Source organism: Pseudomonas sp. B6001, assembly GCF_013386015.1.
GTDB lineage: Bacteria > Pseudomonadota > Gammaproteobacteria > Pseudomonadales > Pseudomonadaceae > Aquipseudomonas.
The window spans coordinates 544759-556599 of the sequence record NZ_JACAOX010000002.1; the positions used below are offsets into that span (position 1 = coordinate 544759).

Consider the following 11841-nt stretch of genomic DNA (forward strand, 5'->3'; position numbering starts at 1 on the left):
CAGGTTTACCGGCGGCTTATTTGCCACCTTCTTTCAGGCCCAGGTCAGCCAGTGCCTTGGCGGCAACTTTGGCTGGCAGCGGGATGTAGCCGTCTTTCACTACCACTTCCTGGCCCTGTTTGGACAGAACCAGCTTCACGAACTCGGCTTCCAGCGGGGCCAGAGGCTTGTTCGGGGCTTTGTTGACGTAAACGTAGAGGAAGCGCGACAGCGGGTATTTGCCGTTCAGGGCGTTTTCTTCGGTGTCTTCGATGAAGTCAGTGCTGCCTTTCTTGGCCAGGGCCACGGTCTTCACGCTGGCGGTTTTGTAACCGATGCCCGAGTAACCGATGCCGTTCAGCGAGGAGCTGATGGACTGCACAACCGACGCCGAACCAGGTTGTTCGTTCACGTTAGGCTTGTAGTCGCCTTTGCACAAAGCTTCTTCCTTGAAGTAGCCGTAGGTGCCGGATACCGAGTTACGACCGAACAGCTGCACTGGCTTGTTGGCCAGGTCGCCGGTCACGCCCAGGTCGCCCCAGGTCTTGACGTCAGCCTTGGCGCCGCACAGACGAGTGGAGGAGAAGATCGCGTCGACTTGTTCCATGGTCAGGTGCTGGATCGGGTTGTCCTTGTGCACGAACACGGCCAGGGCATCCACGGCAACCGGGATCGCGGTTGGCTTGTAGCCGTACTTCTGCTCGAAGGCAGCCAGTTCGGTGTCCTTCATCTTGCGGCTCATCGGGCCCAGGTTGGAGGTGCCTTCAGTCAGTGCAGGAGGTGCAGTGGCGGAGCCGGCGGCCTGAATCTGGATGTTGACGTTCGGGTATTCCTTTTTGTAACCCTCAGCCCACAGGGTCATCAGGTTTGCCAGGGTATCGGAACCAACGCTGGACAGGTTGCCCGACACACCAGTGGTCTTCACGTAAGCCGGAATCGCCGGGTCAACACCAGCGGCTACCGCGTTAGCGGTCGCAACGCCAGCAGCGACAAAAGTCATTGCCGCCATCAAACGTTTCAGTTTCATGCCTTGCTCCTAGCAGATAGGGATAGTTGGATCGGGGCCAAGTATCGGTAGGCCGTGTGAACACTCTATGTCTGGAATATGACAATTAGATGAAAGGCCAGCATTTATGAAAAAGCTGACAGGAAGGAGAAACGCCAATAAATCCGGGGCTTGCGAGGAGGTTGGAGCGATTTCGTAGAAACAATCTGTAATCGTTGTAAGGCAAAATCTGTGGCGAGGGAGCTTGCTCCCGTTGGGTCGCGTAGCGGCCCCCAGAATGGAACTGCTGCGCAGTTCAACGGGAGCAAGCTCCCTCGCCACAAGGTTATCCGTCAGTTTTCAAAAAACGTGTCAGCGCCCACGCTTCCACAGATACGCACCCACGGCCATCCCCATCACGCACAGGACAGCCACGTAGTAAGCAGGGCCCATCGGGCTTTCCTTCATCAGCAGCGACACCGCTAACGGCGTCAGGCCACCGAATACGGCGTAGGCGACGTTGTAGGAGAACGACAAACCGCTGAAACGCACCACCGGCGGGAACGCTTTCACCATGACATAGGGCACCACGCCAATGGTGCCTACAAACAGGCCGGTCAAGGCGTACAGCGGGAACAGCCAGTCCGGGTGAGCCATCAGGCTGTGATAGAGCGTCCAGGACGTTGCCAGCAACAAGGCACAACCGATGATCAGCACGCGCCCGGCACCAAAACGGTCGGCCAGGGCGCCGGAAGCAATACACCCCAGGCTCAGGGTGACGATGGCCAGGCTATTGGCCTGCAGCGCCACCGTTGGGCTGAAGTGGTAGATCGTTTGCAGCACGGTCGGCGTCATCAGGATAACCACGACCACACCGGCCGACAGCAGCCAGGTCAACAGCATCGACAGTACGATGGCGCCACGATGGTCACGCAACACCGCGCGCAACGGCAGCTCGGCCGCCAGGGTCTTGCGCTGCTGCATCTCGGCGAAGATCGGGGTTTCGTGCAGCCAGCGACGCAGGTACACCGACAACAGGCCGAACACACCCCCCAGCAGGAACGGAATGCGCCAGGCGTAATCCGACACCTGTTCCGGGCTGTAGAGCGTGTTGATGGCGGTGGCCACCAGCGAACCCAACAGGATGCCGGCCGTCAGGCCGCTGGTCAGGGTGCCGCAGGCATAACCGATGTGACGGGGCGGCACGTGCTCGGATACGAACACCCACGCGCCCGGCACTTCACCGCCAATCGCCGCGCCCTGGATCACGCGCATCAGCAGCAACAGGATCGGCGCCCACAGGCCGATCTGCGCGTAGGTCGGCAGCAGGCCCATGATCAGGGTCGGCACGGCCATCATGAAGATGCTCAGGGTGAACATCTTCTTGCGCCCCAGCAGGTCGCCGAAGTGCGCCATGATGATCCCGCCCAGCGGCCGCGCCAGGTAGCCGGCGGCGAAGATGCCGAAGGTCTGCATCATGCGCAGCCATTCGGGCATGTCCGCCGGGAAGAACAGCTTCCCGACTACCGTCGCAAAAAATACGAAGATGATGAAGTCGTAGAACTCCAGCGCCCCGCCCAAGGCAGACAGCGACAGGGTTTTGTAGTCGTTGCGGGTCAGCGGGCGCGACGGTTGCGCACTGCTTGCGGGCACGGAGGACATGGCAAGGCTTCTCTTATAGTAGTCAGGACGGCAAGCCCGGGACTTGCGGCAGGCTTGGCAAGATAGCAAATCGCTTGAAAAAGCACAGCGTTGAGCCGTTAACAGTTCAGATCCGCGAAATATTTCCGTAGCAGACGTGCAATTAATATGAGCAGGAGCACAGTTGCCGGAAAAAGCCGCGATACAGCGTCTATTTACCGACCAAATGAGCGTCGGGAGGTCGTCGTGGCGCCGACGGCTCGATATACTCGGCCCTTGCAAGCGCCAGACCCGCATCCTTGAGGGGCTGCTGTGCCAAAACGCCGTTGGTTATACACCAGCCGATTTGGCAGAGTTTCCCTTTAGTACGCCTTACGAGAAACGCATCGAGCGGTGTATGTTGGTGCTGAAACGTTTTTCCAGAAGACGGCTATCCACTTGAAATACCCATGAAGCGTCACGGGTCAGAGGCACCGGCATGATCGAACTCGAACAAGAAGATCCTATCCCGCAAGGCGATCTCGCCCTGCAAATCACCGCACTCCCGCGTGAGACCAACGGTTTCGGCGACATCTTCGGCGGCTGGCTGGTCGCGCAGATGGACCTGGCCGGCACCGCCATGGCGAGCAAGGTTGCCGGTGGCCGCGTAGCCACCGTGGCGATTGATCGCATGGCATTCCTGGTGCCCGTGGCCGTCGGCGCGCAGTTGTCCTTCTATACCCAGGCCCTGGAAATCGGCCGCAGCTCGATCCAGATGATGGTCGAAGTGTGGAGCGACGACCCGCTGTCCAGCGAATGGCGCAAAGTCACCGAGGCGGTGTTTGTGTTCGTTGCCATCGATGGCAGCGGCCGCACCCGCTCGGTTCCGTCGCGGGCGCGTTAAACATCGCGACGTTTTGACGGTCCATTGCCCCATTGTCTGCCATTGAGAGCGCGCGCCTATGTCTACGCCCAACGTTGAAACCGTAAAACTGGATGAGCTGAACGCTTGGCGCATCCGCCACAACGGCGCCGAATTGGTGGTGGCCCAGCAAGGCGCGCATATCGTCAGCTACCAGCGCGCTGGCGAGAAGCCAATCATCTGGCCCAACGATCAGGTGGTGTTCAAGAAAGGCAAAGGCATCCGTACCGGCGTGCCGGTGTGCTGGCCGTGGTTTGGTGTGTTCGATCGCAACCCGCAGAGCGTCAAGGCCATGTACCAGGGCGCCGAGCCGGCCGGTGCCCATGGTTTCGTGCGGACCGCTGACTGGACGTTGGCTGGCGTTGAGGCAGAAGGCACAGCGCTGAGGGTTGAGCTGGAACTGCCAGTGCCTGAAGGTGGCTTCCCGGGTTGGCCGCATCAGGTTGACCTGAAGATGAGCATCCTGCTGGATGATCAACTGCACATCCGCCTGACCAGCCACAACCACGGCGCCGAGACCGTCAGCCTCAGCCAGGCGCTGCACAGCTATTTTGCGGTCAGCGATGTACGCAACGTGCAGGTCGACGGCCTGGACGGGCGGGACTATATCGATACCGCCGACGGCTGGACCCCAAAGCAGCAATCCGGGCTGCTGCACTTCACCGCCGAGACCGACCGCATCTACCTCGACACCCCGACTCAAGTGAACATCGTCGATAAAGACTGGCAGCGCCGCGTTCAGCTCACCAGCACAGGCTCGCGCTCGACGGTGATCTGGAACCCGTGGACCGAACGTGCCAAGGCTTTCAGCGACATGGCCGACGACGGCTGGCAGGGCATGTTGTGCATCGAGACCGCGAATGTGCTGGACGATGTGGTGACGCTGGCGCCAGGTGAAAGCCATACCCTGGGCGTGAGCATCAGCGGTATCGCCCTGTAACCCCAATCAAAAATGTGGGAGCGGGCTTGCTCGCTAATGCGGTGTTCCAGTTCGTGCATGTGCTGACTGACACACCGCATTCGCGAGCAAGCCCGCTCCCACATTAGGTTCTGCATCAGATCAGAGATCCGATTCCTTGACCGCCCGCACCTTCCCCGCATCCAACGCATACGCCGCATCGGCCAGGTCATTGTTGACCTTCTCCACCTTCAGCGTGCCCGTCACCCACAGCGGCGTGTAGATGTCATCCAGCTTCAAGCCCTTGGGATAACGCACCAGCACCAACTGGTTGGGCGGCGGTGGCGGCACGTGGATGCAGGCGCCCGGATAAGGCACCAGGAAGAACAGCGTGCTGCGGCCCTTGGCGTCGGTTTCCAGCGGCACGGGGTAGCCGCCAATGCGAATATTCTTGCCGTTCATGGCAGCCACCGTCTTGGTGGAATACATAACCGCCGGCAAACCCTTGCTCTGCTTCAGGCCACCCTTTGCGGTGAACGTGCCTTGGGCTTCCGGGGAGTTGTGGTCGATTTCCGGCATTTCTTCGAGGGCTTTCTGGTCCGACTTGGGCATCAGTTCCAGCCAGTCGGTTTCCGGCAGTTCGCCAGCGTGGGCCAACCCGGTGCATAGAAGAAGGGATAACAGAAGACGGCGCATGGAGAGGCTCGGCAAGGATTACAGTGCCGGCATTCTAGCCCTCTGCGCCTGCGCAGCGCAGAGGGCTTGGTCGCTAAATTACTTCTTTTTCAGCAGACCGTAGATCACCAGCAGCACCACGGCACCCACCAGCGCACCAATGAAGCCTGCGCCCTGGCCCGCCTGATAGATACCCAGTGCCTGGCCACCATAGGTCGCAACCAGCGAACCGGCGATACCCAGCAGGATGGTCATGATCCAGCCCATGCTGTCGTCGCCTGGCTTCAGGAAACGCGCCAGCAGGCCGACGATCAAACCGATAAAGATGGTCCCAATGATACCCATGGCATTTCCCTCTGATTGAAGTGAATTCAGTCAAAGCCTAGTCAGACTTTGGCTTCCTGCAATCAGAGGGTGGCGGGTACCAATGGTTCCGCCCGGCCTTGGGTTATTGCTCGGCGATCAGCGCTTCGACCTTGAGGATCTGCGCTTGCAGCGTCGCGCGATCCTTGCAGCGCAGGTTGGCGTGGCCGACCTTGCGCCCGGCCTTGAACGCCTTGCCGTAGTGATGCAGATGGCAGTCATCAATCGCGATCACGCGATCAACCGGCGGCACCACGCCGATGAAGTTGAGCATGGCGCTCTCGCCGACTTTTGCCGTGGAGCCCAATGGCAAGCCCGCTACCGCCCGCAGGTGGTTTTCGAACTGGCTGCACTCGGCGCCTTCGGTGGTCCAGTGCCCGGAGTTGTGCACGCGCGGGGCGATTTCGTTGGCCTTGAGGCCACCGTCGACTTCAAAGAACTCGAACGCCATCACGCCGACGTAATCCAGTTGCTTCAGCACACGGCTCGAATAATCTTCGGCCAGGGCTTGCAGCGGGTGGTCAGTGCTGGCCACGGACAGCTTGAGGATGCCGCTGTCGTGGGTGTTGTGCACCAGCGGGTAGAAACGCGTTTCGCCATCGCGGGCACGCACGGCAATCAGCGAGACTTCACCGGTGAACGGCACGAAGCCTTCCAGCAGGCAGCCGGCGCTGCCCAGTTCGGCGAAGGTACCGACCACGTCGGCGGCGGTGCGCAGGACTTTCTGGCCCTTGCCGTCGTAACCCAGGGTGCGGGTCTTCAACACGGCCGGCAGGCCGATGGAGGCGACCGCGGCGTCCAGGTCAGCCTGGGACTGGATGTCGGCGAAAGCCGGTGTCGGGATGCCCAGGTCCTTGAACATGCTCTTCTCGAACCAGCGGTCACGAGCGATGCGCAAGGCTTCGGCGCTCGGGTATACCGGCACGAACTGCGACAGGAAGGCCACGGTTTCAGCCGGGACGCTTTCAAACTCGAAGGTCACCAGGTCGACTTCATCGGCCAGCTGGCGCAGGTGATCCGGGTCGCTGTAGTCCGCACGCAGGTGTTCACCCAGCGCAGCCGCGCAGGCATCTGGTGCCGGATCCAGGAAAGCGAAGTTCATCCCCAGCGGCGTACCCGCCAGGGCCAGCATGCGGCCCAGTTGGCCGCCACCGATTACACCGATTTTCATCAATCAACCACCTCAGGCAATGCGTGGGTCTGGATTGTCCAGGACGCTGTCTGTCTGCTCAGCACGGAATTTTTTCAGCGCCGCGTGGAACTGCGGGTGCTTGGCGCCGAGGATGCTGGCGGACAACAAGGCAGCGTTGATCGCGCCGGCCTTGCCGATCGCCAGGGTAGCCACCGGAATACCGGCGGGCATCTGCACGATGGACAACAGCGAATCCACGCCCGAGAGCATCGACGACTGCACCGGTACGCCCAGCACTGGCAGGTGAGTCTTGGCCGCACACATGCCTGGCAGGTGAGCTGCGCCGCCGGCACCGGCGATGATTACCTCGATGCCACGGGATTCTGCTTCATCGGCATACTGGAACAGCAAATCCGGAGTGCGGTGGGCGGAAACCACCTTCACTTCGTAGGGAATGCCGAGTTTTTCCAGCATATCGGCGGTGTGGCTAAGGGTGGACCAATCGGACTTGGAGCCCATGATCACGCCAACCAATGCACTCATCGTCGTGCCTCTTCTCTCTGGGCGCCCGCAGGCGCGTCAAAAAACAACAAGCCACGCGGGAAATCCAGCGTGGCTTGTTGTACGAATTAAGGCCGGTTGGACCGGCCGAAGGCCGCGCAGTATACCGTAATAACGCAGATAAACAGCCCCTGGAATGACCATCTGTCTTACACCTCAAACAGGCGGTTTTATTGACTTCCAGGTCAGCGAACACACCAGAAAACTAATGTGGGAGCGGGCTTGCTCGCGAATGCGGTGGATCAGCCACCGATGGGTTGACTGACACTACGCTTTCGCGAGCAAGCCCGCTCCCACATTTGATCTGTGTGGGCTCAGGTATTCTGCGCCGCGCCGCCTTCCAGCTTGCGCCACAACAACCGCACGTTCGCCTTGCGCACCAACGCACAGCGATACAACCGGATCTCCAGCGGCACATGCCATTGCGGGCCGCCGCACACCACCAGCTCACCCCGGGCCAGCTCGGCGCGCACGCTCAACTGCGGCACCCAGGCAATGCCCAAGCCCTCAAGGGCCATGCTTTTCAGGCTGTCGGCCATGGCCGTTTCGTAAATCGTGGTAAAGCGCAGCGCCCGCTGGCGCAGCAGCAGGTTTACCGAGCGCCCCAGGAAAGCTCCGGCGCTGTAGGCCAGCAGCGGCACGCTGCCCTCGCCTTCCAGGTCGAACAGCGGCTTGCCGTCGGCATCGGCGGCGCACACCGGCAGCATCTCGGTGTTGCCCAGGTGCAGCGACGGGAAGATCTCCGGGTCCATCTGCATCGCCGCATCCGGGTCGTAGAACGCCAGCATCAAATCGCAACCGCCTTCACGCAGCGCATGCACGGCGTCGCCCACGTTGGTGGCGACCAACCGCGTGGCGATGTTCAGCCCTTCGTTTCGCAACTGCGCGATCCAGCGCGGGAAGAAACCCAGGGCCAGGGAGTGCGCCGCCGCCACTTGCATGACTTCACCCTGCCCGCCTTCCAGGTGATGCAGGTGGCGCAGCACCTCGCCGAGCTGCTCGACCACGGTCCGCGCGGTGACCAGGAACAACTGCCCCGCCGCCGTCAGTTCGACCGGCGTGCGCGAGCGATTGACCAGGGTCAGCCCCAGCGCCGCCTCCAGGCTGCGGATGCGCCGACTGAACGCCGGCTGGGTGACGAAGCGCCGCTCAGCCGCCTGGGAGAAGCTGCGGGTGGCAGCCAGGGCGCTAAAGTCTTCCAGCCATTTGCTTTCAAGGTTCATCACATCCTCCCGGGGCACGCACCATTTTGGCACACACGTCCGTCATGGTAACGGGGTCACACCGACATTATGCCGTTTATGCATAGGCCAGTGTTTAACAGCATTGGCCCAAAATCTCCTGCAAGCCTAGCATTCACAGCGTTCCGGCCTAGCCCGGGTCCATATCGAGATGATTTCCGTCATGTCCTCCGCTGCATCTTTCCGCACAGAAAAAGACCTGCTTGGCGTACTCGAAGTACCCGCTCAAGCGTATTACGGCATCCAGACCCTGCGAGCGGTGAACAACTTCCGTCTCTCGGGCGTTCCGATTTCGCATTACCCGAAATTGGTGGTCGGCCTGGCAATGGTCAAGCAGGCAGCTGCTGACGCCAACCGCGAGCTGGGCCAACTCAGCGAAGCCAAGCACGCTGCCATCAGCGAAGCCTGTGCCCGTCTGATCCGCGGCGATTTCCACGAAGAGTTCGTGGTAGACATGATTCAAGGCGGCGCTGGCACTTCAACCAACATGAATGCCAACGAAGTCATCGCCAACATCGCGCTGGAGGCCATGGGCCACAGCAAGGGCGAATACCAATACCTGCACCCCAACAACGACGTGAACATGGCGCAGTCGACCAACGACGCGTACCCGACCGCGATCCGCCTGGGTCTGCTGCTGGGCCACGACGCGCTGTTGGCCAGCCTCGACAGCCTGATCCAGGCGTTCGCTGCCAAGGGTGAAGAATTCAGCCACGTCCTGAAAATGGGCCGTACCCAGCTGCAAGACGCCGTGCCGATGACCCTCGGCCAGGAATTCCGTGCCTTCGCCACCACCCTCGGTGAAGACCTGGCCCGCCTGAAGACCCTGGCGCCTGAGCTGCTGACCGAAGTGAACCTGGGCGGCACCGCCATCGGTACCGGCATCAACGCCGACCCGCGTTACCAGGCCCTGGCCGTCCAGCGCCTGGCGACCATCAGCGGCCAGCCGCTGGTACCGGCTGCCGACCTGATCGAAGCCACCTCCGACATGGGCGCTTTCGTGCTGTTCTCCGGCATGCTCAAGCGTACCGCGGTGAAGCTGTCGAAGATCTGCAACGACCTGCGCCTGCTGTCCAGCGGCCCGCGCACCGGCATCAACGAAATCAACCTGCCGGCGCGTCAGCCAGGCAGCTCGATCATGCCCGGCAAGGTCAACCCGGTGATCCCGGAAGCCGTGAACCAGGTGGCGTTCCAAATCATCGGTAACGATTTGGCGCTGACCATCGCGGCCGAAGGCGGCCAGCTGCAACTGAACGTGATGGAGCCGCTGATCGCCTACAAGATCTTCGACTCGATCCGCCTGCTGCAACGCGCCATGGACATGCTGCGCGAGCACTGCATCGTCGGCATCACTGCCAACGAAGCCCGCTGCCGCGAGCTGGTGGAACACTCCATCGGCCTGGTCACCGCGCTGAACCCGTACATCGGCTATGAAAACGCCACCCGCATCGCCCGTATCGCCCTTGAAAGCGGCCGCGGCGTGCTGGAACTGGTGCGCGAAGAAGGCTTGCTCGACGACGCCATGCTCGACGACATCCTGCGCCCCGAAAACATGATTGCCCCACGCTTGGTGCCTCTGAAGGCCTAAGCGTTTGTTGCACCGCTCACCAGGTTGAGGGACTAGACACCTCTCACCTTTTGAGGGCCTGAAGGCTCGTTCTTCAGGCCCTTTTTTTTGCCTCAAGGTTGTGAAATGACGCCAATAAAAACTCCAAGATCGCCCAACAAACCCGCCTTGCCCGTAACGCCTTGGCTGAAACCTTTAATCGCCTCGTGCAGACGGATCACCCACTCCTAGGTATAGTGCCGCCCCTCTTCGCGTCAGCGGTCGTCGGTAACGAGACCCTGGGAAGCGCGAAACCGCATGAATAACAACACCCGCAAAAGGATTGGGGTCGAAGCGTCGTGCACTGCCTGGTGCCGAGCGATGCGTCGGACCGTCCTGCGTTTGCCATTAGAAAAATCAGCGAGGAACACTCCATGCTAGAAGTCATCAACGACTTCCTCTCAGGGAAAGTATTGATCGTGCTCATTGTCGGGCTCGGTGGTTACTTCACGATCCGCTCGCGTTTCGTTCAGTTGCGTCACTTTTTCCACATGTTTTCGGTGTTTCGCGACAGCCTGAAAAGCAGCGCCGGCCAGCTCAGTTCGTTCCAGGCGCTGATGCTCAGCCTCGCCGGGCGCGTGGGTGCCGGCAACATCGCTGGCGTCGGCATTGCCGTGACCCTGGGTGGCCCGGGCGCCGTATTCTGGATGTGGGTCACCGCTCTGGTGGGCATGTCTTCGAGCTTTATCGAGTGCTCCCTCGGCCAACTGTACAAACGCACCGACGCTGAAGGCACCTACCGTGGTGGCCCCGCGTATTACATCCAGCACGGCCTGCACAAACGCTGGCTGGGCATGGTGATGGCGTTCCTGCTGCTGGTGACTTTCGGCTTCGCCTTCAATGGCCTGCAAGCCCACGCCGTAACCCACTCGCTGAACAACGCGTTTGGCCTCGACACCACCTACACCGGCCTGGCCCTGGCGGTGTTGCTGGGCCTGGTGTTCATCGGCGGGATCAAGCGTATCGCCTCGATCGCCGACCTGCTGGTGCCGGTCAAGACCCTGGTCTACATCGCGGTGACCCTGTACGTGATCGTGCTGCAATTCGACCACGTGCCGGCCATGCTCGCGACCATCGTCAAGAGCGCTTTCGGCCTCGACCAGGCCTTCGGTGGCCTGGTGGGCAGCGCGATCATCATGGGTGTGAAACGCGGCGTGTTCGCCAACGAAGCCGGCCTGGGCAGTGCGCCTAACGTGGCGGCAGTCGCCTCGGTTGAACACCCGATCGCCCAAGGCGTGGTTCAGGCGTTCAGCGTGTTCCTCGACACCTTCGTCATCTGCACCTGCACCGCGCTGCTGATCCTGCTCTCGGGTTTCTACACCCCGGGCTTCGAAGGCGACGGCATTGCCTTGACCCAGAATTCCCTCGCAGCGGTGGTGGGTGACTGGGGCCGGATGTTCATCTCGGTGGCCCTGGCGTTGTTCGTGTTCACCTCGATCATGTACAACTACTACCTCGGCGAGAGCAACCTGCGCTTCATCGTAGGCGACAACCGCAAGGTGCTGATGGGCTACCGCGCGCTGGTGCTGGTGCTGATTTTCTGGGGTTCCATCGAGAACCTGAGCACCGTGTTCGCCTTCGCCGACATCACCATGACCATGCTGGCGTTCGTCAACCTGTTCGCCCTGGCGTTCCTGTTCAAGATCGCCATGCGCATCCTGAATGACTACGACGGCCAGCGTGCTGCGGGCATCAAGACCCCGGTGTTTGATTCCAGCAAGTTCCCGGACCTGGACCTGGACCGCAAGGCCTGGCCGGCGAATCCGGTGAAGCCTGAGCCAGCCGCTCAAGCGACCGCAGAATTGAACGCTCAAGCGCAACGCTAAACCTAGATAGATGACACGCCGCCCGGCCTTGGG

11 protein-coding genes are annotated in these 11841 nt (G+C 61.1%); 4 read left to right on the forward strand and 7 right to left on the reverse strand.

Translation table 11 applies throughout. The features are described 5' to 3' along the window. Positions 1-16: 16 nt before the first annotated feature. Positions 17-1006 carry a phosphate ABC transporter substrate-binding protein PstS gene (locus HX821_RS04870; RefSeq protein ID WP_076013198.1) on the reverse strand — a complete coding sequence of 330 codons (990 nt, stop codon included), beginning with the start codon at positions 1004-1006 and terminating at the stop codon, positions 17-19. A 330-nt stretch (positions 1007-1336) separates the two neighbouring features. Then, the gene (locus tag HX821_RS04875) at positions 1337-2626 is read right to left on the reverse strand and encodes an MFS transporter (protein ID WP_177035357.1); all 1290 of its coding nucleotides are present in this window, start codon (positions 2624-2626) and stop codon (positions 1337-1339) included. Between the two features lie 457 nt (positions 2627-3083). Here HX821_RS04875 and HX821_RS04880 point away from each other — a divergent pair, with 457 nt between their 5' ends. After that, on the forward strand, positions 3084-3488 hold the full coding sequence (locus HX821_RS04880) for an acyl-CoA thioesterase (protein WP_003176975.1): 405 nt from the start codon (positions 3084-3086) through the stop codon (positions 3486-3488). A 58-nt stretch (positions 3489-3546) separates the two neighbouring features. After that, the gene (locus HX821_RS04885) at positions 3547-4446 is read left to right on the forward strand and encodes a D-hexose-6-phosphate mutarotase (protein WP_177035358.1); all 900 of its coding nucleotides are present in this window, start codon (positions 3547-3549) and stop codon (positions 4444-4446) included. A gap of 120 nt (positions 4447-4566) precedes the next feature. Here the strand turns inward: HX821_RS04885 and HX821_RS04890 are convergent, their stop codons facing one another. The 5 genes from HX821_RS04890 to HX821_RS04910 all read right to left on the reverse strand — a co-directional run bounded on the left by HX821_RS04890 (position 4567) and on the right by HX821_RS04910 (position 8358). Continuing rightward, positions 4567-5100: a DUF3299 domain-containing protein gene (locus HX821_RS04890; protein ID WP_023659290.1), complete on the reverse strand. Its 534-nt coding sequence runs from the start codon at positions 5098-5100 to the stop codon at positions 4567-4569. 78 nt (positions 5101-5178) lie between these two features. Further along, on the reverse strand, positions 5179-5424 hold the full coding sequence (locus HX821_RS04895; protein ID WP_003213408.1) for a GlsB/YeaQ/YmgE family stress response membrane protein: 246 nt from the start codon (positions 5422-5424) through the stop codon (positions 5179-5181). 103 nt (positions 5425-5527) lie between these two features. After that, positions 5528-6613 carry a 5-(carboxyamino)imidazole ribonucleotide synthase gene (locus HX821_RS04900; protein WP_177035359.1) on the reverse strand — a complete coding sequence of 362 codons (1086 nt, stop codon included), beginning with the start codon at positions 6611-6613 and terminating at the stop codon, positions 5528-5530. Positions 6614-6625: 12 nt separating this feature from the next. Next, on the reverse strand, positions 6626-7117 hold the full coding sequence (purE, locus tag HX821_RS04905) for a 5-(carboxyamino)imidazole ribonucleotide mutase (RefSeq protein WP_003213411.1): 492 nt from the start codon (positions 7115-7117) through the stop codon (positions 6626-6628). A 332-nt stretch (positions 7118-7449) separates the two neighbouring features. Next, entirely contained in the window at positions 7450-8358 is a 909-nt protein-coding gene (locus HX821_RS04910; RefSeq protein WP_003213413.1) for a LysR substrate-binding domain-containing protein, read from the reverse strand. A 181-nt stretch (positions 8359-8539) separates the two neighbouring features. On the opposite strand from HX821_RS04910, the gene aspA reads away from it, so the two are divergent. Continuing rightward, on the forward strand, positions 8540-9964 hold the full coding sequence (gene aspA, locus HX821_RS04915) for an aspartate ammonia-lyase (protein ID WP_003213415.1): 1425 nt from the start codon (positions 8540-8542) through the stop codon (positions 9962-9964). Between the two features lie 392 nt (positions 9965-10356). After that, complete coding sequence (locus HX821_RS04920; RefSeq protein ID WP_003213417.1) at positions 10357-11808, forward strand: sodium:alanine symporter family protein; 1452 nt, start codon at positions 10357-10359, stop codon at positions 11806-11808. Positions 11809-11841 lie beyond the last annotated feature (33 nt).

What these genes read in the sequence shown, in the direction of transcription:
- HX821_RS04870 (WP_076013198.1), bottom strand. Translation starts at nt 1,006, where the DNA reads ATGAAACTGAAACGTTTGATGGCGGCAATGACTTTTGTCGCTGCTGGC.
- HX821_RS04875 (WP_177035357.1), bottom strand. Translation starts at nt 2,626, where the DNA reads ATGTCCTCCGTGCCCGCAAGCAGTGCGCAACCGTCGCGCCCGCTGACC.
- HX821_RS04880 (WP_003176975.1), top strand. Translation starts at nt 3,084, where the DNA reads ATGATCGAACTCGAACAAGAAGATCCTATCCCGCAAGGCGATCTCGCC.
- HX821_RS04885 (WP_177035358.1), top strand. Translation starts at nt 3,547, where the DNA reads ATGTCTACGCCCAACGTTGAAACCGTAAAACTGGATGAGCTGAACGCT.
- HX821_RS04890 (WP_023659290.1), bottom strand. Translation starts at nt 5,100, where the DNA reads ATGCGCCGTCTTCTGTTATCCCTTCTTCTATGCACCGGGTTGGCCCAC.
- HX821_RS04895 (WP_003213408.1), bottom strand. Translation starts at nt 5,424, where the DNA reads ATGGGTATCATTGGGACCATCTTTATCGGTTTGATCGTCGGCCTGCTG.
- HX821_RS04900 (WP_177035359.1), bottom strand. Translation starts at nt 6,613, where the DNA reads ATGAAAATCGGTGTAATCGGTGGCGGCCAACTGGGCCGCATGCTGGCC.
- purE (WP_003213411.1), bottom strand. Translation starts at nt 7,117, where the DNA reads ATGAGTGCATTGGTTGGCGTGATCATGGGCTCCAAGTCCGATTGGTCC.
- HX821_RS04910 (WP_003213413.1), bottom strand. Translation starts at nt 8,358, where the DNA reads ATGAACCTTGAAAGCAAATGGCTGGAAGACTTTAGCGCCCTGGCTGCC.
- aspA (WP_003213415.1), top strand. Translation starts at nt 8,540, where the DNA reads ATGTCCTCCGCTGCATCTTTCCGCACAGAAAAAGACCTGCTTGGCGTA.
- HX821_RS04920 (WP_003213417.1), top strand. Translation starts at nt 10,357, where the DNA reads ATGCTAGAAGTCATCAACGACTTCCTCTCAGGGAAAGTATTGATCGTG.